This is a genomic window from Paeniglutamicibacter sulfureus (genome assembly GCF_030512175.1).
Taxonomy (GTDB): Bacteria; Actinomycetota; Actinomycetes; order Actinomycetales; family Micrococcaceae; genus Paeniglutamicibacter; species Paeniglutamicibacter sulfureus.
In genome coordinates this window covers 1,928,659-1,950,708 of record NZ_JAULBL010000002.1, presented here as the reverse complement: position 1 = coordinate 1,950,708, position 22,050 = coordinate 1,928,659, and the positions used below count along the sequence as shown (strand labels likewise).

At 68.0% G+C, this 22,050-nt stretch carries 18 protein-coding genes and 1 pseudogene; 7 read left to right on the top strand and 12 right to left on the bottom strand.

Translation table 11 applies throughout. The annotated features are described in order from the left end of the window. The first annotated feature begins 75 nt into the window (after nt 1-75). Entirely contained in the window at nt 76-351 is a 276-nt protein-coding gene (locus tag Q2T94_RS15650; protein WP_367281552.1) for a GNAT family N-acetyltransferase, read from the top strand. Nucleotides 352-671: 320 nt separating this feature from the next. Here Q2T94_RS15650 and Q2T94_RS15645 read toward each other — a convergent pair. The 9 genes and pseudogenes from Q2T94_RS15645 to hemE form a co-directional block, all read right to left on the bottom strand. Then, nucleotides 672-2,196: pseudogene (locus Q2T94_RS15645) on the bottom strand (amino acid permease). A gap of 383 nt (nt 2,197-2,579) precedes the next feature. Then, nucleotides 2,580-3,893: a glutamate-1-semialdehyde 2,1-aminomutase gene (gene hemL / locus Q2T94_RS15640; RefSeq protein ID WP_302265580.1), complete on the bottom strand. Its 1,314-nt coding sequence runs from the start codon at nt 3,891-3,893 to the stop codon at nt 2,580-2,582. Then, nucleotides 3,893-4,876, bottom strand: a complete 984-nt coding sequence (gene hemB, locus Q2T94_RS15635; RefSeq protein ID WP_264270957.1) for a porphobilinogen synthase — start codon at nt 4,874-4,876, stop codon at nt 3,893-3,895. The genes hemL and hemB overlap by 1 nt, the downstream gene beginning before the upstream one ends. Before the next feature lie 122 nt (nt 4,877-4,998). Further along, the gene (locus tag Q2T94_RS15630) at nt 4,999-5,871 is read right to left on the bottom strand and encodes a uroporphyrinogen-III synthase (protein WP_302265578.1); all 873 of its coding nucleotides are present in this window, start codon (nt 5,869-5,871) and stop codon (nt 4,999-5,001) included. Between the two features lie 8 nt (nt 5,872-5,879). Beyond that, nucleotides 5,880-6,854 (bottom strand): hydroxymethylbilane synthase, encoded by a 975-nt coding sequence (gene hemC / locus Q2T94_RS15625; RefSeq protein WP_264270955.1) that lies wholly within the window; start codon nt 6,852-6,854, stop codon nt 5,880-5,882. Then, nucleotides 6,851-8,056 (bottom strand): ferrochelatase, encoded by a 1,206-nt coding sequence (locus tag Q2T94_RS15620; RefSeq protein ID WP_302265576.1) that lies wholly within the window; start codon nt 8,054-8,056, stop codon nt 6,851-6,853. The genes hemC and Q2T94_RS15620 overlap by 4 nt, the downstream gene beginning before the upstream one ends. After that, nucleotides 8,053-8,766, bottom strand: coding sequence for a hydrogen peroxide-dependent heme synthase (gene hemQ / locus Q2T94_RS15615; protein ID WP_372342947.1), 714 nt, complete (start codon nt 8,764-8,766; stop codon nt 8,053-8,055). The genes Q2T94_RS15620 and hemQ overlap by 4 nt, the downstream gene beginning before the upstream one ends. Nucleotides 8,767-8,854: 88 nt before the next feature. Then, nucleotides 8,855-10,642, bottom strand: a complete 1,788-nt coding sequence (locus tag Q2T94_RS15610) for a protoporphyrinogen/coproporphyrinogen oxidase (protein ID WP_367281551.1) — start codon at nt 10,640-10,642, stop codon at nt 8,855-8,857. A gap of 117 nt (nt 10,643-10,759) precedes the next feature. After that, nucleotides 10,760-11,830: a uroporphyrinogen decarboxylase gene (gene hemE, locus Q2T94_RS15605; protein ID WP_264270953.1), complete on the bottom strand. Its 1,071-nt coding sequence runs from the start codon at nt 11,828-11,830 to the stop codon at nt 10,760-10,762. Nucleotides 11,831-12,094: 264 nt separating this feature from the next. Here hemE and Q2T94_RS15600 point away from each other — a divergent pair, with 264 nt between their 5' ends. Beyond that, nucleotides 12,095-13,468, top strand: a complete 1,374-nt coding sequence (locus tag Q2T94_RS15600) for a glutamyl-tRNA reductase (protein ID WP_302266441.1) — start codon at nt 12,095-12,097, stop codon at nt 13,466-13,468. A 99-nt stretch (nt 13,469-13,567) separates the two neighbouring features. Here Q2T94_RS15600 and moeB read toward each other — a convergent pair whose 3' ends face one another. Then, complete coding sequence (moeB, locus tag Q2T94_RS15595; RefSeq protein WP_436836835.1) at nt 13,568-14,791, bottom strand: molybdopterin-synthase adenylyltransferase MoeB; 1,224 nt, start codon at nt 14,789-14,791, stop codon at nt 13,568-13,570. 171 nt (nt 14,792-14,962) lie between these two features. On the opposite strand from moeB, the gene Q2T94_RS15590 reads away from it, so the two are divergent. After that, entirely contained in the window at nt 14,963-15,544 is a 582-nt protein-coding gene (locus Q2T94_RS15590; RefSeq protein WP_302265574.1) for a TetR/AcrR family transcriptional regulator, read from the top strand. Nucleotides 15,545-15,615: 71 nt separating this feature from the next. Next, a complete protein-coding gene (locus Q2T94_RS15585; protein WP_264270950.1) occupies nt 15,616-15,837 on the top strand; it encodes a DUF3107 domain-containing protein in 222 nt (73 codons plus the stop codon). A gap of 105 nt (nt 15,838-15,942) precedes the next feature. On the opposite strand, the gene Q2T94_RS15580 is transcribed toward Q2T94_RS15585, so the two are convergent. Next, entirely contained in the window at nt 15,943-16,641 is a 699-nt protein-coding gene (locus Q2T94_RS15580) for a 4a-hydroxytetrahydrobiopterin dehydratase (protein WP_302265570.1), read from the bottom strand. Between the two features lie 48 nt (nt 16,642-16,689). After that, nucleotides 16,690-17,370, bottom strand: a complete 681-nt coding sequence (locus Q2T94_RS15575) for a ferritin-like fold-containing protein (RefSeq protein ID WP_302265567.1) — start codon at nt 17,368-17,370, stop codon at nt 16,690-16,692. Nucleotides 17,371-17,446: 76 nt separating this feature from the next. Here Q2T94_RS15575 and Q2T94_RS15570 point away from each other — a divergent pair, with 76 nt between their 5' ends. The 3 genes from Q2T94_RS15570 to Q2T94_RS15560 all read left to right on the top strand — a co-directional run bounded on the left by Q2T94_RS15570 (nt 17,447) and on the right by Q2T94_RS15560 (nt 21,875). Further along, the gene (locus Q2T94_RS15570; RefSeq protein ID WP_302265563.1) at nt 17,447-18,898 is read left to right on the top strand and encodes a ribonuclease catalytic domain-containing protein; all 1,452 of its coding nucleotides are present in this window, start codon (nt 17,447-17,449) and stop codon (nt 18,896-18,898) included. Nucleotides 18,899-19,231: 333 nt separating this feature from the next. Next, nucleotides 19,232-20,914 carry a DEAD/DEAH box helicase gene (locus tag Q2T94_RS15565; RefSeq protein WP_436836834.1) on the top strand — a complete coding sequence of 561 codons (1,683 nt, stop codon included), beginning with the start codon at nt 19,232-19,234 and terminating at the stop codon, nt 20,912-20,914. Nucleotides 20,915-20,933: 19 nt separating this feature from the next. Then, nucleotides 20,934-21,875, top strand: coding sequence for a DNA-methyltransferase (locus Q2T94_RS15560; RefSeq protein WP_264270945.1), 942 nt, complete (start codon nt 20,934-20,936; stop codon nt 21,873-21,875). Nucleotides 21,876-22,050: the final 175 nt, after the last annotated feature.

Below are 22,050 nucleotides of genomic sequence, written 5' to 3'. Positions count from 1 at the left end.
GGTCCACTGACCCAGTCGCGGCACGCGGCCAACGCCTCCCTACTGTCATATGCGCGGTGTGATAGAACAACGGGAATGGAGAACATCGCGTATTCACTCACGAAGCAGATCGACACCGTCGAACTGATCGACTTGTACAGCGCAGTCGGCTGGAGCGCCTACGCGAACTCCCCCGATACCCTGTTGACCGCGATTCAAGGTTCGCACACGGTAGCTGTTGCCCACGTCGGCAACCAGCTGGTCGGCTTGGCCCGGAGCATTTCCGACGGCGCTTCGATCTGCTACCTGCAGGATATTCTTGTCCACCCGGATCACCACCGGGCGGGATTGGCCGAGCGCTTGCCGAGCTGATCTTCGCGCAATATCCAGGCGTTCGGCAGAAAGTCCTGTTGACCGACGATGAGCCCGGGCAGAAGGCGTTCTACGAGTCGTTCGGCATGACGCAGGCCAGCGAGTTCCCTTCCGGTGCAATGCTTGCCTTCGTCAAATGCGACTAAGATGAAGGCCGAAGCTCTGATCGGAGTGCGTTCCCCGGGCCAACGCCCCCGTGCTGCGCGAAGATATCAACGGCGCCGGTGCCTGCCTCTGAATCAGAGAGACTTAATACGCTGTCGGTCACAGATTAACCGCTACCGCAACTGGCTAGCCAAGCCGCCAGCCGCTCTTCCGTACTACTTGGCCGCAAGCTCCGGCTCAGGAATCTTTTCCATCGCCGCCACCTGATCCGCATGCTTTTCGTCAAGGCGAGAGTGGCTGCGTCCGTAGCCGAAGTAGATCAGCACGCCGAGAACCAACCACACAACAAAGTAGATCCACGTCTCGACGGCCAGGTTGAGCATCAGGTAGGTGCACAGCAGGGCCGAGACAATTGGGATGACCGGACCGAACGGTACCCGGTAGGCCGGCTTGAGATCCGGGCGCTTGCGGCGCAACACGATGATGCCCAGGCTGACCATCACGAACGCCGAAAGCGTGCCGATATTGATCATTTCCTCGAGCACGTCCACTCGGGTGAACCCGGCCACCAGGGCAACCAGGGAACCGCAAATTACGGTGATGCGCACCGGGGCGCCGCGTTTGGCACTGGTCTTGGACAGGGAGTGCGGCAGCAGCCCGTCGCGGCTGATGGCCAGCACCACTCGCGAGAGCCCCATCAGCAGCACCATGACCACTGTGGTTAGGCCGATGAGCGAGCCGACGGCGATGACCGATGCTGCCCCGTCGTTGCCTACCAGCGAGAACGCGGTGGCCAGCGTCGGGGTTTCGACCGCTGCCAGATCCCTGTAGGACACCATGCCCGTCAGTGCGAATGAGACACCCACGTACAGCAGCGTGGTCAGGGCAAGGCCGGCGAAGATGCCGCGGGGCAGCGTCTTGTTCGGGTTGGTGACCTTCGGCGCTGGTTGCCACGACGTCGAAGCCGACGAACGCGAAGAAGACCAGCGCGGCTCCGGCCAGCACACCCATCATGCCGTACTGTGCCGGAGCGGCACCGGTGGCAAAGGCGAAGAGCGACTGCTTGAGCACGTCGGTGGTGCCATCCCCCGTGGCCGGAATGGCTTCCGGGATGAACGGAGTGAAGTTCTCCGCCTTGATGTAGAACAGGCCGGCGACGATGACAAAGAGCACGACGGCGATCTTGATGATGGTGAACACATTCCCGACCGTGGCTGACAGCTTGGTGCCCATGACGAGCAACAGCGTGAACAGCGCAACGATCAGCAATGGTCCCCAGCTCATGGTGACGATGCCTAGGTCAATGGTGGGTGAGAGGTGTACTCCCACGAGCTGGAAAACTTCGGTGAGGTAGATACCCCAATACTTGGCGATCACCGCAGTCGCCGTGAAAAGTTCGAGGATCAGGTTCCAACCGATGATCCACGCGACGAACTCGCCCATGGTAGCGTAGGAGAACACATAAGCCGAACCCGCGACGGGGATCGCCGTCGCGAATTCCGCGTAGCACATGATGGCCATGGCGCAGGTCAAAGCGGCGATCACGAATGACAGCGTGACTGCGGGACCGGAAAAGTTTGCTGCGGCCCGTGCGCCCACGGAAAAGATTCCGGCGCCCACCGACACTGCGACACCCATGATCATCAGATCCCAAGTGTTCAGGGACCGCTTGAGCTGTCGTCCCGGTTCCGCGGCGTCTGCCAGGAAACTCTCCACGGGTTTGGTACGAAAAAGGCTCACTGAATTCCTCGGCGGCAACGAAACGCGAAAACTAACCGGACAAGCGTAGCCGCGTTGCCAATACACCCTGGCGAACCGATCATCCCCGGGTGCGTCCCTGCGCCGGGAATCAGAGCTACCGTCCCCACACCCGAACAGGTCAAACAATCGATATCTGACGTGCCGTTTTGCTGTTCCCTGCATTACCCGTAGACGTCTGTGCCACTTTCCCCCACAGGCCACGGCCCCGGAGAAAGGCCGGAGGGGAAAGTGGCCTAGACCTCACCAAATTTTATTCTCAACGCGGCGTGAACTGCCCGAACAAATGAAAATACCCCCGGAAACTGCTGCATCAAGCGATTGACGCGGCAGCATCCGAGGGGCTTTCACAGCACTTGTTGGGGCTAAACGGTGGGAACCGCCGATGCCGCCGCGCGAGCGGCAGCCGGAAGCGCAGCGAAGATCTTTTCCATGGCGTCATCGTCGTGCGCCGAGGACAGGAACCAGGCCTCGAATACGCTCGGCGGCAGGTAGATTCCCGCTTCCAGCATCGAGTGGAAGAACGGTGCGTAGCGGTATGCTTCCTGTGCCTGGGCCTGTTCGTAGTTGTGCACCCCGTGTTCCGAGGTGCCGAAGGCGACCGAGAACAGGTTGCCGGCACGCTGGATCGAGTGGTCGACACCGGCGGCACCCAGTGCCTCGGTGAGGGCCGCCTGCAGCTGCAGGGACTTCGCGTCGATGTGCGCGTAGACCTCGGCGGTGGCGTTGGTCAACTGGGCGATGCCGGCGGCCATGGCCACCGGGTTCCCCGAGAGCGTGCCGGCCTGGTACACCGGGCCCAGCGGGGCCAGGTAGTCCATGACCTCGGCGCGGCCGCCCAGGGCAGCTGTGGGCAGGCCGCCGCCGATGACCTTGCCGAAGGTGTAGAGATCCGGGGTCCAGCCCTCGGTGCGGCCCGTCAGTCCCCAGTAGCCGGCGTCCGAGGCGCGGAACCCGGTGAGCACCTCATCCAAGATCAGCAGCGCGCCGTTGGCGCGAGTGGTCTCGGCCAGGAACTTGTTGAAGCCGGCTTCCGGGGTGACCACGCCCATGTTGCAGGGTGCCGATTCGGTGATGACCGCCGCGATCCGCTCCCCGTGCTCGGCGAACGCGGTGGTGATGGCCTCGCGGTCGTTATACGGCAGCACCAGGGTTTCGGCGGCGGTGGCCGCGGTTACCCCTGCTGAGCCGGGCAGTGCCAGGGTCGCCAGGCCGGAGCCGGCGGCGGCCAGCAGTCCGTCGAGGTGGCCGTGGTAGCAGCCGGCGAACTTCACGATCAGGTCGCGGCCGGTGTAGCCCCGGGCCAGGCGCACCGCGGTCATGGTGGCCTCGGTGCCGGTGGAGACCATGCGCATGCGCTCCACGCCGCCGAAGCGATCCATCACCAGGCGGGCCAGCCTGCCCTCGTCGGGCGTGGAGGCGCCGAAGGACAGCCCGCGGTCGACCGCCGCGTGGACCGCATCTTGGATGGCGGGGTGGGCGTGGCCCAGCAACGCCGGTCCCCACGAGCAGACCAGGTCGACGTAGGAGTTGCCATCGGCGTCGGTCAGGTAGGCGCCCTTGGCACCGACCATGAACGGGGGAACCCCGCCGACCGAGCCGAAGGCGCGCACCGGGGAGTTCACCCCGCCGGGCATGAGCTGCTGGGCGGTGGCGAAGAGTTCTGCGGAGCTGGTCATTATTTTCCTTCTTTCAGCCACTGGGCGAGCTCGCTGGCCCAGTAGGTCAACACGGTGTCGGCCCCGGCACGGCGGATGCCCAGCACGGATTCGGTGATGGCGGCGCGGCGGTCGATCCAGCCGTTGGCGGCGGCGGCCTCGATCATCGCGTACTCGCCGGAGATCTGGTAGGCGGAGACCGGCACCGGGGACATGGCGGCCACGTCCGCCAGCACGTCCAGGTAGCTCATGGCCGGCTTGACCATGACCATGTCGGCGCCCTCGGCCAGGTCCAGCTCGACCTCGATCATCGCCTCGCGGCGGTTGGAGGCATCCATCTGGTAGGTTCGGCGATCGCCCTTCAACTGGGAATCGACGGCCTCGCGGAACGGGCCGTAGAACGCACTGGCGTACTTCGCGGCGTAGGCGAGGATGGAGACATCCTGGTGACCGGCGTCGTCCAGCGCCTGGCGGATCACCGCTACCTGGCCGTCCATCATGCCCGAAGGGCCGAGCATGTGCGCTCCGGCCTCGGCCTGCGCGACGGCCATGCGGCCGTAGATTTCGAGCGTGGCGTCGTTGTCGACATTGCCCGCCGCATCGAGCACGCCGCAGTGGCCGTGGTCGGTGAATTCGTCCAGGCAGACATCGGACATGATGACCAGCTCGTCGCCGACCTCGGCGCGCACTGCCTCGATCCCGCGGTTCAGGATGCCGGCCGGGTCCACGCCCGCGCTGCCGGCGGCGTCGCGGGTCTCCGGGATGCCGAAGAGCATGATGCCTCCCAGGCCCAGCTCGACGGCCTCGGCGGCGGCTGCCTTGAGCGTGTCCATGGTGTGCTGGACAACCCCCGGCATGGAGGTGATCGGGTTCGGTTCGGTGAGCCCCTCGCGCACGAACGCGGGCAGGATCAGCTGCTGCGGGGCCATCACGAGCTCGGCCGAAAGCCGGCGCATCGCTGGGGTGGTGCGCAGGCGACGGGGCCTGCGGGCGGGGAATGACATTCTGGCTCCTTGTGAAGCTCGTGACTGGGGGTTTGAAGGCGGGGGTGGTTCGAAGGCTGGCGGTGGTTCGAAAGCTGGGGGGTGTGCGGCGCCGACTTCGGGCCGGCGCCGCGGGATCCCCCCTAGGTCGGGGGTTCTTGCGCGGGCTGCAGGGATTGCTCCCAGGCGTTGATGAGGCCCTCGGGGGTCGGGAAACCGGCGGTGGCGGTGGGCTCCAGCCCGTGGGCGCGCAGGCGGGCAGCGGTGCTGTCGCCGATTGCCACCAGCGCCAGGTTCGCCCCGGGTGCCGGGACCAGGGACAGGAACTGGTCCACGGTGCTCGGAGAGGTGAAGAACACCGCATCCAGCCGGTCCACGGCGGCGGGCAGCTGGTCCCGGGCCAGGGTGTGGCTGCCGTGGGGCAGGTCGGGGTCCGGCAGCGGGGGCTGCAGGGCCAATTCGGGATCTGCGGGGGCCGGGACGGTGCGGTAGGCGATGACGATATGTGCGTCCCAGCCGCTGGCGGTGAAGCCGTCGCGCAGCGTCGGGGAGGCGATGTCAGCCTGCGGCATGAATGCGGTGTGCGGCTTGCCGGGCCGGGGCGGGGAGCTGAGTTCCTCCCACTCGGCGAGCATGCCGCGCGCCGAATGGTCGTGCTCCGGCATGAAGTCCACGGACGCTCCCAGCGCCTTCACGGCGCGCGCCGTCGCCTCGCCGACCACCGCAACCCGCGTGTTTCGCGGAATGCGCGGTTCCAGGCCCAGGGCCCGGGCGCGGAGTTCAAGGGCCCTGGCCGTATTCACCGAGGTGAGCACCAGCCAGTCGAACTCGCCGTCCAGCAGCCGGCGCACCCCGGTATCCAGCACGCCGGTGTCGGCGGGCAGCTCGAAGTCGATGAGCCTGCACACGGCCGCGGACGCGCCGCGCGCCGCCAGCCGCGCCACCGTTTCCGCGGCCCGCGCGGGGTCGCGCAGCAGCAGGGCGGTGCGGCCGGCGAGCACTGAATCAGCGTTCATGGTGGCGACTAGAGTCCCGCCAGGTCGGCAGCGCCCTCGCGCAGCAATTGCTCGGCCAGCGCCACGCCCAGGGCGTGGGCGCCGTCGACGGTGAGCGTTTGCGTGGTGGCGGAGCGGCGCATGGTGTCGGTGCCGTCGGGACGGCAAGCCACCGAGTCGAGTACCAGGACTTCGCCGTGCACCGTGGCCAGCGCGCCGATGGGCGCGGCGCAGCCGGCCTCGAGGCGGGCCAGCAGCGCGCGCTCGGCGGTGATGGCCAGGCGCGTGTCGCCGTCGTCCATGGTTTCCAAGGCCGCGTCGACGGACGGGTGTCCGCTGCCGCCGGTCCGCACCTCCACGGCCAGGGAGCCCTGGCCGGGGGCCGGGAGCATGATCTCCGGGTCCAGGTACTCGGTGATGTGCGATTCCAGGCCCAGGCGCTCCAGGCCGGCGGCGGCCAGGATGACCGCGTCCAGGTCGCCCTGGGCGGTGCGCCCCACTCCCCCGTCGTCCTTTTGCGCCGGCGAGCCCTTGACCCGGCCCAGCCGGGTGCCGACGTTGCCGCGGATGTCCACGATCTTCAGATCCGGCCGGAAGGCCAGCACCTGGGCGGCGCGGCGCGGGGAACCGGTGCCGACGGTGGCTCCCTCGGGCAATTCGGCCAGGAAAAGCCCGTCGCGGGCGCACAGGGCGTCGCGAACGTCCGCTCGCTTCGGCGTGGCGGCAATGACCAGGCCCTCGGGCTGCGTGGTGGGCAGGTCCTTGAGCGAGTGCACAGCAAGGTCGCAGTTGCCCTCGTAGAGCGCCTGGCGCAGGGCGGCGGCGAACACGCCGGTGCCGCCGAGCTGGGACAGCGGACCGGTGGTCACGTCCCCCTCGGTCTTGACCAGCACGGTGTCGTAGGGGACCTGGGAGATCTCGTGCAGTTGCGCGGCGACGTTCCCGGTCTGCGTGGTGGCCAGCGCAGAGCCGCGGGTGCCGATGGTGAAGCGTTCGGCGCTCATGATGCAGGCACCCCGACCTCGGAGTCGACTGCGGCGATGGTCGGTTTGGTGGTCCCGTCGCGCATCACCTTCACGCAGCAGTTGGGGCGGCAGACATCGAACCACGGGCCGAGCTCGGCGACCGAGGCGCGTCCGGGCTTCAGCGCGCTTCCGTCGCTGCCGGCCAGGCGCTCGGCCACCAGGTCGACCATGCCGGAGACGAACGTGGCGTGGGTCCCGGGGGTCGGTGCGCGGTGGAAGGCCAGGCCGAGTTCGGCGCAGGTTTCCTTCGCCTCGGTGTCCAGGTCCCAGAGGACCTCCATGTGGTCCGAGACGAAGCCGATGGGCATCACCACGACCCCGGCGACGCCGGCGGCCTGGTACTGCGTGAGCGCATCGTTGATGTCCGGTTCCAGCCACGGCACGTGCGGGGCGCCGGAGCGGGACTGGAAGACCAGGGAGTGCTCCAGGCCGGCGGCCTCGGGCACACCGGCCAGGATCGCGTCGGCCACCGCAAGGTGCTGGGCCGAGTACAGGTCGGTGTCCAGCTGCGCGACCATCTCGCGCGGGCCGGCGGCCTGGGCGTCGGAGGTCGGGATGGAGTGGGTGACAAAGACGATTCTGATCTCGCCCTCCGGGTTGCCGGCCGTCGCCAGCTGCGCCCGGACGTTGGCCAGCGAGTCGCGCAGCCCGTCCATGAACGGGTTCACGAACGCGGGGGTGTCGAAGTACTGGCGCACCTTGTCCACCTCGAGCTTGCCCTCCAGCCCGGTCTCGCGCAGGGCGACGCCCAGGTCCTCGCGGTACTGGCGGCAGGAGGAGTAGCCGGAGTAGGCGCTGGTGGAGAGCATCAGCACCGTGCGGTGCCCCTCGGCATGGATCTGCTCGATGGTTTCCGCGACATACGGCGCCCAGTTGCGGTTGCCCCAGTAGACCGGCACGTTGATGCCGCGGGCGGCCAACTCGGCCTCCAGGGCCGCCTTCAGCGCGCGGTTCTGCGCGTTGATCGGGGAGACGCCGCCGTTGGCCCGATAGTGGGTGGCGACCTCCTCGAGGCGCTCGTCGGGGATGCCGCGGCCGGCCGTGACATTGCGCAGGAACGGGATCACGTCCTCCTGGCCCTCGGGGCCGCCGAAGGACGCCAGCAGGATCGCGTCGTACGCCTTGGGTTCCATCACGCCGTTGGCGTCGTATCCGGTGCGAGGATCGAAATCCTGGCTCATCGCAGGACCTCGGCGACCTCGGCGGTGGAAATGCGGCGACCGGTGTAGAACGGGGTTTCCTCGCGCACGTGGTTGCGGGCCTCGGTGTAGCGCAGGTGGCGCATCATGTCGACGAGGTCGATCATGTCCGGGGCCTCAAGGCAGATCTGCCATTCGTAGTCGCTGAAGGAGAAGGCGGCGACGGTGTTGGCCAGCACCTCGGGGAACTCGCGGCCCAGGATGCCGTGGTCGCGCAGCATCTTGCCGCGCTCCTTGGGGTCCAGCAGGTACCAGTCATTGGAGCGCACGAACGGGTAGACGGTCATCCAGGTCTCCGGGGCCACGCCGCGGGCGAAGGCCGGCGAGTGGTCCTTGGCGAACTCGGCCTCGCGGTGCACGCCCATGGTCGAGTAGACGATGGAGGTCTCGGCGAAGAGGTAGGAGCGGCGGATCTTGCGCACCGCTGCCTGCAGGGACTCGGCGGTCGGGCCGTGGACCCAGGTCATCACGTCGGCGTCCTCGCGCATGGCGGAGACGTCGTAGGTGCCGCGCAGGGTCACTCCCTCGGCGGCGAGCTCGGCGATGAGCGCGTCAAACGCCTCGACGCCCTCGTGGCGGTCCAGGTCCGAATCGCGCTTGAAGACGGTCCACAGGGTGTAGTACATGGTCGCGTCGGAACCCGCTGCTTCGCGGTCGCGGATGACGGGTGAGTTGGATTCCACTGCACTCATGGTTTGGATCTCCTGCTTTCTTGGCGGTGCTCCGCCCGTGGGGGGCGAAGCGGTAATCGTAAGTGAAACGAATCTCTGGGTGGAAGGCTCAGCTGACGGTGATGCGCAGCCGTTTGCGGGTGTCGGCGATCACGGAGGCCAGGCCGGTGCCAGCCAGCCAGGCCCCGACGATGTCGAGCCCCTGGTGGGTGGCGGCGAGTTCGCGGATCAGTGCAACGCGCTTGGCATGGCCGGTGGTGGCGAAGGGCAGCGCTCCGGAATAGCGCACCACGTCGAAGCCCAGGATGTCCCCGGCGGTGATCTCGATTCCCAGCAGCACCGAGGCGTCCTTCAGCGCCGCATTGCGCAGCGAGGAGTCATCGGCGTTCACCAGGGCGGAGGCCACGTCGTTGAGTCGTCCGTAGGACAGGCGCAGCACATGGGAGCCGGGGCCCGATTCGTCCCCGAGCCAGTGCCACTTGGCGGTGGCGTGGGTCAGCGCCTTGGCCCCGACGTCATCGACGGTGGGGGCCACCAGCAGTCCGGTGCCGCGCGGGGCGTCGTCGAGTTCGGGCTTGTCGACCACCAGGGTGACCAGGGAAATGCCGGCACCCGGAGCCGGGCGGTGCTCGGCGAACCCGGCGTCGATGCCGCGCAACAGATCGACAGCGGTTTCGCCGCCGGTGGCCATGACGAGGCGGTCGGCAAGCACTTCGCGCCGCTGCCCGGCCCCGGCGGCCCCGGCCTCATGGGCCTGGCGCTCGTGGCGTTCGTGCCGCGATTCCTTTTCGTGCTTGGCGTCCTTGGCCGCGGAGGCGGCGGCGGCCCGCGGGGCCAGCTCAATGCGGAAGCCGGTGCCCCCGGCGCCCGGCGCGATGCCTGCCACCGGGCTGTTAGCGTGCAGCTGGACGCCCGCGGCCTTGAGGTCGGCCACCAGCGCCGCGGCCAGGCGGTTCATGCCCCCGGAGACGGATGCGACGGCGGATCCGGCAGGGGCCGCTGCACGCATGGCTGCGACGGCGCGGGCCAGCGAGCCGTGTTTGTGCACGGCGGCGCGCAGCCCCGGCGCGATGGCGTCCACGTCAAGGGTGTCGGGGTCCGCCGAGTGCACCCCGGAGACCACGGGGGTCACCAGGTTCTCCAGCACCGCCGAGCCCATGCGGGAGCGGACCAGGGCGCCGAGGGACATGTCGCCCTCGAGGATCTTCTTGGAGACCGGGGTGATCAAGTCGGCGGCGGCACGCAGCGCGCCGGCACGGCCCACGGCGCGGCGCACCTCCTCGGCCCACGGGTCCCCGGGGATGCCCAGGATGCCGGTGGCGGGAAGCGGCAGGACCACGTTCTCCGCCCCGCGCTTGAGGTAGAGCCAGGCTCCCCCGGGTTCGGGCGTGACGATGTCATCACCCAGGCCCAGTTCGCCCAGCAGGTCGGCGACGGCGGTGGAGCGGGTGGCGAAGGACTCGGCGCCGGCATCCAGTGCCAGCCCGGCGACCTCGTGGAGTCCCACGCAGCCGCCGAAGACGGGTCCTGCCTCGTGCAGCTGGACGCGGTGGCCGCTGGCCGCCAGTTCCCGGGCAGCCACCAGCCCGGAGATCCCGCCGCCGACGACCACTGCCAACGGGGCGTCGGGAACACTCGGTGCCGGTGGGTGGGCCTCGGTGCCGCGGGCCCGGTTCAGCAGGCGCAGGGCGTGGGCAGCCGCAGTGGAGGCGACCTGGGTGGGCCTGGCCTTGGCGGGCGCCTGCCCTGCGGCGGGCGCATGGTCGCCGTCGACACCCTGGCCGGATACTTCCGCCGGCGTCCCGGCGTCGGCCGGTTCCTGGCGCACGCGCCCGTGGCTGGTTGCGCCGACCTCGTCGGCCGAGCCGCTGCGGGGCTGCTCTGGGACGTTTGGCACCATCAACTCTTTTCCGGGAAAACGAAGGTGTAACTGACGGGTCCGGGGTGCGCTGCGCGTGGCCTTCGCGCGGAGGCCCGCGCACCGCACCCCGGCGGTACTGCTGGTGGTTCTAGCTTAACGCCCTGCCACCGGGATCGAGTGAATCAGCTCGACCACGCGGGTGAGGGTCTCCGGGTTGGTTTCCGGCGGCACGCCGTGGCCCAGGTTCGCCACGTGCGCCGGCGCGGTGTCGCCGGCGGCCAGCACCTCGCGCACGTGGGCCTCGAGGACCTCCCACGGGGCGGTCAACAGGGCCGGGTCGATGTTGCCCTGCAGCGGGATGTCCCCGCCCAGGCGGCGGTTGGCCTCGTCCAGCGGCAGGCGGTAGTCAACGCCCATGACGTCGACGCCCACGTTGCGCATCGCGCCGAGCAACTCGGAGGTGCCGGTGCCGAAGTGCACCAGCGGGACGCCGGTGTCGCGCACGAGGTCCAGGGCACGCGCCGAGGCGGGTGCCACGAAGTTGGTGTAGTCCCCCAGCGAGAGCGACCCGGCCCAGGAGTCGAAGAGTTGTCCGGCGGAGGCGCCGGCCTCAATCTGGGCGCGCAGGAACGCGCCGGAAGCATCGGCTGCCCAGTTGGCCAGTTCCTCCCAGACGCCGGGCTGCGCGTGCATCATGGTGCGCGGGCCCATGTGGTCGCGGGACGGGCGTCCCTCCACCATGTAGGCGGCCACCGTGAACGGGGCGCCGGCGAAACCGATCAGCGGGGTGTTGCCCAGTTGCTCCACGGTCATCGCGACGGCCTCGCGGATCGGGTCCAGGGCCGCGTCGTCCATCTTGGGCAGCGCGCGCACATCGGCCGCGGTGCGCACCGGGGCGCCCAGCACCGGGCCGACGCCCGGAACGATGTCCACGTCGATGCCGGCGAGCTTAAGCGGGATGACGATGTCGGAGAAGAAGATCCCGGCATCCACGTCGTGGCGGCGCACCGGCTGCAAGGTGATTTCGGAGGCCATGTCCGGACGCAAGCACGATTCGAGCATCTCGGTGCCCTCGCGCAGCTTGCGGTACTCGGGCAGCGAACGGCCTGCCTGGCGCATGAACCACACGGGTCTGCGGCTGGGCTTCTGGCCGCGGTAGGCGGAAATCAACGGGGAATTGGCGGTACGACCGTCCATCAGCGGGTGGTTCTGGCTCAACGTCATGGCATTGATTCTGCCAACATGTTGCGCCGAATCGTAATCCGCACGCCCCCAGCGAACACGCACCATGCTTTGGGGGGAAAAAACCGGTACGAAACCAGTGCCTCACGGCACATAACGGGGCTATCATGGGGAAACCGATTCATTGGGGAAGCGGTACTTGGGGGAACTGTTCATTGGGGACGCTGTTGATTCAGCCTGGGGGATGGTCGAACCTGTCACATGCGATGCTCTACGTGACGTAGAAGCGCTATGATTGGACACACTGTGGTTTTACTATCTCTCGTTGCCTCTCATTCAGACATCGACCTCGAGACCGTGGCAAAGATTAGTGCCGACGCCTCCCAGGTCGCTTCCGTCGTGCTCGCTTCGGCGAGCCCGGTTGCCGGCGCCATCACCCTGGCCACCTGCAACCGCTACGAAATCTACTGCGAAGTCCCGCAGTCCGAGGACGTGGCCGCCGCCCGGTCGGAGGTGATCTCCCAGATCGCTGCCAGCACCGGGCTCAGCCAGGATGTCATTTCCACCGCGCTGGTCTCCAAGACCGAGACCGAGGTCATCGAGCATCTCTTCTCCGTCGGCGCGGGACTCGACTCCGCCGTCATCGGCGAACGCGAGATCGCCGGACAGGTGCGCCGTGCGCTCAATGAGGCGCAGGCAGCGGGAACCGCGACCGGTTCGCTGGTGCGACTCTTCCAAGCCGCCTCGCGCACCGCCAAGGACGTCGGATCGCGCACCTCCCTGGGTTCGCGCGGCCTCTCCGTCGTGTCGGTCGCCCTGGAGCTGGCCACAGACCTGAGCCGCGACCCCGACTGGTCCACCAAGAACGTCGTGATCTTCGGGACCGGCGCCTACGCCGGGGCCACCCTGTCGCTGCTGCGCGAACGCGCGGCCCACCACGTCTCGGTGTTTTCCGCCTCCGGTCGCGCCGAGGCCTTCGTCGCCAAACGCGGCGGAACCGCCCTTGACGAGTCCACCCTCGAGGCTGCCCTCGAGCAGGCCGATGTCATCATCGGCTGCAGCGGCTCGGACCACCGCCTGATGGCAGCGGACATCGCCGCCCTGGAGCGGGGCACCCGCCCGTTGGTAGCCATCGACCTGGCACTGACCCACGACTTCGACCCGGAACTCGGGGCCTTGGAGGGCGTGGACTTGATCAACCTCGAATCGGTGCGCATGGCAGCGCCCGAGGAGCAGGCCCAGTCGCTGCGCCAGGCCCGAAGCATCGTGCTCGATGCCTCCGAGGCCTTCGCCGCGGAACAGCGCGAGCGCGCCGCCGACGCCGCCATCGTCGCGCTGCGCAAGCACACCCAGCAGGTTCTCGAGACCGAGGTGGAGAAGGTCCGTGCCCAGCACGGCTGCACCGCCGCGGCCGAGGAAGTCGAATTCGCCATGCGCCGGATGATGCGCCAACTGCTGCACGTGCCCACGGTCCGTGCCCGCGAGCTGGCAGCAGCCGGACGCGCCGGGGACTACATCGAGGCCCTGCAGACGCTCTACGGCCTCGAGGTCGAGTCGCCGAGCGCACCGTCGGTGAAGAACGCCTCGCGCTGCCCGGTCACCGGGTCAGCGGCGGAGGACGCCGCCCCTGCCGCCGAGACCGGGACCCCGGACGCCGTGCAGCTGAGCCGGGCCGTCTAGAGCCCCTGCCAACGCGCGAAGGCGCCGCCGACAAGCCCCCTGAGGCTTGCCGGCGGCGCCTTTTTTGTGCCCTCCGTTTCCCTCAGACGGCCGCCGGGCTCAATAGGTCGGCAGGCTCGGATCCACGTCGCTGATCCAGTCCATGATGCCGCCGGCGACGTGGCGCACCCGGGTGTAGTCGTTGCGCAGCAGGTAGCGCATGACCTCCGAGGAGCGTCCGCCCGATTTGCAGTGAAGGATCAGTTCCTTGTCGCGCGGCAATTCGATCTCTCCGGCCAGTACCGCCCCGCGCGGTGCCAGGATGGCACCGGGGATCGACACGATCTCCGCCTCCCCGCGCTCGCGCACGTCGATGAGCAGGAAGTCTTCCTTCCCTTGGGCGCGCGCCTCCAAGAGCCCCGCCAGCCCGGAGGCCGTGATGCTGTGCGCCGCGGTGAGCCGCAGCCCGTCCGCGTCCAGTGTCGGGGTGGAACAGAAGTCGTCGTAGCTGGCCAGCAGCTCGGTGATCGGTTCAACCTGTGGGTCCGGGCGCAGCGAGACCTCGCGCCAGGTCATGTCCAGGGAATCCAGGATCAGCAGCCTACCCAGCAGCGTGCGGCCCACCCCGGTGATGAGCTTGATGGCCTCGGCCACCATGACGGAGCCGACCTGCGAGCACAGCACCCCGAAGACCCCGCCCTCGGAGCAGGAGGGCACGGTGCCCGGCGGCGGCGGTGTCGGGTACAGGTCGCGGTAGTTCGGCCCGTACTCGTCCCAGAAAACCGATACCTGCCCGTCGAAGCGCAGGATCGAACCCCAGACGTACGGCTTGCCGGCGAGCGCCGCTGCGTCATTGACCAGGTAGCGGGTGGCGAAGTTGTCGGTGCCGTCCAGGATCACGTCGTATTGGCCGAAGAGCTCCACGGCGTTGGCGGTGTCCAGCCGCTGGTTGTGCAGCTTCACGGCGACCAGCGGGTTCAGCTCGCGGATGCGCCTGGCCGCGGATTCGGTCTTCAGCTCCCCCACGGCTGCCGTGGAGTGGATGACCTGGCGCTGCAGGTTGCTCAGGTCCACCACGTCGTCGTCGATGATGCCCAGGGTCCCCACGCCCGCCGCGGCCAGGTAGAGCAGTGCCGGGGAGCCCAGTCCCCCGGCGCCGATGACCAGGACGCTCGCGTTCTTGAGCCGGCGTTGCCCGGCCATCCCGATCTCCGGGATGATGATTTGGCGCGAATAGCGCATCAACTCCTCGGGCAGGAGCTCGTCCCCGGGCGCCACGAGGGCCGGGGGCCTGCCCGTGGAGTCGTTCCGGTTCCGGGTCCTGGTCTCGCTGCTGGAATCCATGTATTCACCATAGTCTTGTGCGGCACGATGCGTCAGGTCCGGGATCCGTCGTTACCCAAGAGTAGACTTGTGCGAAATGTCGCCCGGTGCCGCCGGGCGGCCAGCTTTCGCGAAAGGGCCGACGTGACCATACCCCCAAGCCTCGGCGATCGGCCCCCAAGGACCGCCCGGATGCCGCGTGCGGCCCGCCGCCGCCAGCTGCTTCAGGCGGCGCACCAGGTCTTTGTCGCCCATGGTTTCCACGGGGCCTCGATGGACGAGATCGCCGAGGTTGCCGAGGTGTCCAAGCCGGTGCTCTACCAGCACTTCCCGGGCAAGCGGGAACTGTACGTCGCATTGCTGGATACGCACATGGACGAGTTCAGCTCCCTGCTGGAGGCCGCGATCAATTCCACCACCGACAACAAGCTGCGCGTCACCGCGACGATTCGCGCCTACTACGAGTACATCGCCCGCGATTCCCAGGGGTTCAGGCTCATCTTCGAGTCCGACCTGCTCAACGACCGGGAGATCGGCGGGCGCATCGAGGCGTTCAACGCCGAGTTCGCCGGTCGCATCGCCGAGGTCATTGCCGAAGACACGAACCTCGCACCGGCCCAGGCCCTGCTCATGGGCCGCGCCATGGCCGGGATGGCACAGGTTTCGGCCCGTTACTGGGTTGACATGGCCGATGAGGTGCCCATGGAAGAGGCCAGCGATTTGGTGTCGCGTTTAGCTTGGCGCGGAATCGGTCGATTCCCCAAGGAATCCTGACGTAAATTCAACACTAGATGTTGGTCGGCGCCACCGGGCGCCGGCACATGCAACAAACCAGGAAGGCCACCATGGACGTTCGCATTGGAATTCAGAATGTTGCCCGCGAGATCGTAATCGAATCCGACGAGAACGCCGAGGAGTTGGCCAAGCGCGTGTCCGACGCCTTGGCATCGGGCGGGGAACTTCGCCTCACCGACTCCAAGGGCCGCCTCATGCTGGTCCCGGTTTCGGGCATCGCTTATGTGGAGATCGGTGTCGAGGAAGCTCGCCGCGTGGGCTTCGCCCACTAGGACACTTTCGTTCGATGACTCGAGGAGGACGGGCACCCGTCCTCCTCGAGTTGTTTAAGTCCGCGTTGCCCAAGCCTGCGCCGTCGCGGGCTTGGGCCCGGCCCCTTAGTCCAGGGCGGGTTGGTCCAGGGCGGGCGGTTGTTCCCCATCCGAGGTGCACAGGCAGACCCGGTTGCCGTCGGCATCGGTGTAGATGGTCCAGCTTGGCTCGTGCGTCCTGTCCCCCGTGCCGGCGCTCGCTTCCAGCTCCGCCTGGGCATGCTCCAGCCCGGAGCGGGAAATGTACTTGTCGATGTGCATGCGGTTGGGGTTCGGCGTTTCCGTTTCCTGGAACCAGATCCGCGGATTGCGTCCCGCGGGGTCGACCAGGTCCCCGTCGCGGCCCTTGCGGTAACCCATGACATCGATCCAGAAGTCCTCCAGCCGTGCCGGATCCCGGGTGTCGATGCCCAGGTGCACGTCTTGGTGGCGCTGCGGGGCCGCAACGGCGGCGGAGTCTGCGGCGGCGAATTCGAGCAGCGTGGCCAGGGCCACGTCGCGCAGGGTGATTTCGCTGCCCACATCGTGCGAGGTGGTGCTCAGGAAGATGGTGTTCCACCGCCAATCCACGTCGGGATGGTGCCCCTGGCGTTCGGCGGCCTCCGCCACGATGGCCAGGAAGTCCACGGCCTTGCGCGAATCCGGGAACTCCCACGCACACACCAGCGCGCCGTGGCGTTCGCGCCAGGACGGCAGTTCCTTCAGCGCCCTGGCGACCTCGTAGGTGCTCAGCACACGGGTGGGTGAGTTCTTGTCCAGGTCCATGGTTCTCCTCGTTTCTCTCGGTTCCGTGGTGGCGATCGCCGGTACGCCTCAGGCGGTCATGCCCAGTTGGCGCATGCGCCGCGAATGGTTCTCCACCAGCCGGGCAAAAAGCGCCGTCATTTCCTGACCGCGGTCGTTGCGGCCCTCGGCCTGCAAGGCACCCCAGAAGTCGTAGGTCTCGCCGATCTCGCGGGCCTGGGTCAACGCCTCCCCCAGCAACCGACGACCCCACAGGGCCAGGCGCGAGGCGCGCTCGGGATGGTCCGCGATGGCCAGCTGCAGCCGCTCGCGCAGCCAGTCGGTGATTCCCTGCGCGGTCTTGACCTCTTCGACCAGGGAGCGGGCCGCCGGCTCCAGGCCCGAGGCTATCAGCGCATAGAAGTCGGCGGCGACCCCGTCGATCACATACGCCTTGGTCAGGGACTCGTACCAGTCCCCCGGCTTGGTCCGCCGGTGCATCTCATCCAGCGACGCCATGAACGGCTCGATGACTTCCTGCGGATCCAGGCCGCGATCGGCGATGAGTTCGCGCACCATCTCGAAATGCCCGAACTCGGTCACCGCAAAACGGCCCAGGGTTTCCCTGTCCACCAGTGTCGGCGACAGGCGCGCATCGGAGGACAGGTGTTCGAAGGACGTGAGTTCCTGGTACGCGATCAGCCCCAGCAGGGCCAGTTCCGCGTCTTCCGCAGCGGCGGCCGAACCAAAGGTCAAAGGTGATTTGGTCATGCCTTCAGCGTACTCGGGGCCCAACACGCGCGACACAACCGCGACCCGGCACCGGCGTGGTGGTTATGCTGTCGATGTGATCCACCAATCTATCGCCCTCACGCCCGAGGCACGAAGCACAGCACTTGCCCAGGCCCTTCAGGCACTGGAAACCGAGTTCGCCCTGCGCAGCGAGTTCCCGCCCGAGGTGCTCGCCGAGGCCCGGCGCGCCATCGCCGACTTCGAGCGCCCGGCCATCGACCGGCGCGAGATCGAACTGGTCACCATCGACCCGGCAACCTCCACCGACCTGGACCAGGCGGTGCACCTGGCCCGCAACGGCGACGGCTACATGGTGCACTATGCGATCGCCGACGTGCCCGGATTCGTCGCCCTGGGCGGCAGCCTCGATGCCGAGACCCGACTGCGGGGCCAGACGGTCTACCTGCCGCACCGACGGATCTCGCTGCACCCCGAGTCCATCAGCGAGGACGCTGGTTCGCTGCTGCCGGGCCAGGACCGCAGCGCCTACCTCTGGGCCTTCACCCTCGATGCCGGCGGCTCCGTCACCCACACCGCCCTGGAGCGGGCCATTGTCCGCAGCCGCGAAAAGCTCAACTATGTCGATGTCCAGGCTGCCCTTGACGACGGGACCGCCAGTGCGATGCTGCAGCTGCTGCGCGAGATCGGGCTCAAGCGCATCGAGTTGGAACGGGCCCGCGGCGGCGCGTCGCTGCGCATCCCCTCCCAGGAGGTCGAATGCGTCGACGGCACCTATGTCATCGTGGCCGACGCCCCGCTGCCGGTGGAGGACTGGAACGCCCAGATCTCGCTGATGACCGGGATGGAGGCCGCCCGCATCATGCTCCAGGCCAAGGTGGGCCTGTTGCGCACCATGCCGCCGCCGGCGGAAAAGGACATCAGGATCTTCCGGCTCCAGGCCAAGGCGCTGGGGACGGTCTGGGAGCCTGAGCAGCCCTATGGCGAGTTCCTGCGCTCCCTGGACCTGGCCGACCCGCGCCAGCTGGCCCTCATGCACCAGGCCACGAGCCTGTTCCGCGGTGCCACCTACACCGTGCTGGACGGCGAGGTGCCCGAGGACATTGTCCAGGCAGCCATCGCCGCGCCCTATGCGCACACCACCGCGCCGTTGCGCCGGCTCGTGGACCGCTTCGCGCTGCTCATCTGCTCCTACGCCGTCCACGGCCAGGAGGTTCCGGCCGGAGTGCGCGAGGTGCTGCCCCAGCTTCCGGACCTGATGAACACCTCGAACCGCATCGTCAACAACGTCGAACGCGCCGCCGTGGACACCGTGGAGGCCGCCTCGCTGGCCCACCGGGTGGGAGAACGCTTCGCGGCGGTGACGATCACCGGAACCGAGGATTCGGGCAACGGCAACCACCGCACCGGCGGCACCCTTCAGGTGAAGGACCCGGCTGTCATGGCGCGCTTTGAGGGGACGGCGGAGGCGGGGATGCAGGTCGAGGCCGAGCTGGTGCACGCGGACATGGCCAGCCGCAAGGTGCTCTTCCGGATCGTCGGCCCCTGAGAACTGCGCCGTGGCCCGGTGCGGCGGGTCCCCGGCGCAGCGGGCCACGGACGGCCCTGCAGCCCGGACCTCCGGGGGCAATACGCGGAATTGACCGGACTCACGATATGCTTGAACGGTATACAAGGATGCCCGGTCGCGTACCTTGAAAAGAATTCATGCGGGATTACCCAGCGACTTCCGCGCCCCACGTGGTCAGACCCACTTGACCACTAGCTAAGCCTGCGATCGGCTCCGCTGGAAGCACCTCTGATTGTGGTGGACCTCCGACCCCACTTCCCCGGCCTTGCCGGGGACGGTCGTCGAGCACCCCGGTCCCAGGCGCCTAAACGAATGAGACCCCCTGTGTCGAATACAGAACACCTGCTGACCGCCGACTCGGCGTCCGAGGCAGTGGACATCGAAGAATCCCTGTCCACCGATGAAACCCCGCACGAACTCCCGCAGCTGACCTTCGCCGACTTCGGCGTCCGAGCCGACATCGTCGAGTCCCTGACCGACGCCGGCATCCTGCACCCCTTCCCCATCCAGTCGATGACCCTCCCTGTCGCCCTGGGCGGACACGACATCATTGGCCAGGCCAAGACCGGCACCGGCAAGACCTTCGGCTTCGGCATCCCCGCGCTGCAGCGCGTGGTCGGCCCCACCGACGAGGGCTACGACAAGCTTCCGGTCCCCGGCGCCCCGCAAGCCCTGATCGTCGCCCCGACCCGCGAGCTCGCGGTCCAGGTCGCCACCGACATCGCCAAGGCCTCGACCAAGCGCAACGCCCGCATCGCCACGATCTACGGCGGCCGTGCCTACGAACCGCAGATCGAGCAGCTGAACAACGGCGTCGAGATCGTCGTGGGCACCCCCGGGCGACTGATCGACCTGCACCGCCAGCGCCACCTGAACCTGAAGAACGTGCGCCTTGTGGTCCTCGACGAGGCCGACGAGATGCTGGACCTGGGTTTCCTGCCCGATGTCGAGACGCTGCTCGCCGCCACCCCGGCGACCCGCCAGACCATGCTCTTCTCGGCCACCATGCCCGGCCCGGTCATCGCCATGGCCCGCCGCTACATGACCAAGCCGACGCACATCCGCGCCGCGGACCCGGACGACGACTCGATCACCAAGAAGGACATCCGCCAGGTCGTGTACCGTGCCCACCAGCTGGACAAGGACGAGGTCGTGGCCCGCATCCTGCAGGCCGAGGGCCGCGGACGCACCATCATCTTCACCAAGACCAAGCGCTCGGCAGCCAAGCTGACCGACGAGCTGATCGATCGCGGCTTCGCCGCCGGCGCCATGCACGGGGACCTGGGCCAGGGCGCCCGCGAGCAGGCACTGCGCGCCTTCCGCAACAACAAGGTCGACGTGCTCGTGGCCACCGACGTCGCGGCCCGCGGCATCGACGTCGACGACGTCACCCACGTGATCAACCTGCAGTGCCCGGAGGACGAGAAGACCTACTTGCACCGCGTCGGACGCACCGGCCGCGCCGGCAACAAGGGCACCGCGGTGACCTTCGTTGACTGGGAAGACGTCCCGCGCTGGGGCTTGATCAACAAGGCCCTGGGCCTGAACGTCACCGAACCGGTGGAAACCTACTCCTCTTCGGCCCACCTCTTCACCGACCTTCACATCCCGGCAGGGACCAAGGGCCGTCTGCCGCGCCACGCGCGCAAGCTTGAGGGCCTGGCCGGCGAGAAGCTCGAGGACCTGGGCGAGACCGGCAAGAAGAACTCCCCGCGTTCCTCCGACGGTGGACGTCGCTCGGATCGCGGCGGCGAGCGCGGCGGCAACAGCTCGGAGCGCGGCGGACGCCACGGCCATTCCCGCGGCCGATCCGACCGCCCGGCCCGCGAGGGCGAACGCCACCGCGAGTCGGCCCCCGCCTCCGAGAACGCCGGCACCACCGAGTCTTCGGACCAGGGCGCACCGAAGGCCGAGCGCCCGGCACGCACCCGCCCCAACCGCAGCCGCACCCGCCGCCGCGAGGGCGAAGTCGTGAACCGCACCGACGCCGAGTAGATTGACGCCAAGCAACTAGATGACGTTGACCAGCATTCCCGACGGGCCCATCGCCGATCCTTCACCGGACGCCGATGGGCCCGCCGCGGCATCCCCCGTCCCCGCCTGGGATCCGGCGGGACCCAACCTGATCGTCCATGCCGAAAACGCGACGTTCCTGCCCACCCTGCCCGACGAGTCCTTCACCCTGATCTACGTCGATCCGCCGTTCAACACCGGCCGGACGCAAAAGCGCCAGGTCATGACGTCGGTCCGTGCTGCCGCCGGCGAGGGCGACCGCGTCGGCTTCCAGGGCCGGAGCTACTCCACCCTGCGCGGGGACCTACACAGCTACGACGACGCGTTCGACGACTACTGGTCCTTCCTGGAACCGCGCCTGCGCGAGGCCTGGCGGCTGTTGGCCGACGACGGCACGCTGTATGTGCACCTCGACTACCGCGAGGTCCACTACGCCAAGGTCATGCTCGACTCGATCTTCGGGCGCGAGTCGTTTCTGAACGAGATCATCTGGGCCTACGACTACGGCGCACGGGCCAAGTCCCGCTGGCCGGCCAAGCACGACAACATCCTCGTGTACGTCAAGAACCCGAAGACGTACCACTTCGACAACGCCGAGGTCGACCGCGAGCCCTATATGGCCCCCGGCCTGGTCACCGCCGAAAAGCGCGAGCGCGGCAAGCTGCCCACCGATGTCTGGTGGCACACCATCGTCTCGCCGACTGGCAAGGAAAAGACCGGGTACCCGACGCAGAAGCCCGAGGGCATCCTGCGCCGGATCATCAACGCGAGTTCTCGCGAAGGTGACTGGGTCCTGGACTTCTTCGCGGGCTCCGGCACCACCGGTTCCGTCGCGCAGGCACTGGGCCGCCGCTTCGTCTGCGTGGACGAAAACCCCCAGTCGATCTCCGTGATGAGCAAGCGCATCCCGAAGGCCACGCTGCTTCAGGTCCTGGAGGACTAACCTATCCACGCGGTCCTGCTGCTCGGTTCAGCGCCGATCGGCCGCACGTTGAAACTCCTTCCGATCTAAGCCCCGTAACACCTCGAATTCCGAAGTTGTGCGGGGCTTAGTGCTGTCCGCGAGTCCTGACACCGACTGAATTCGATTCCTCAGCCCGTCCGGATGCGATCCTGGC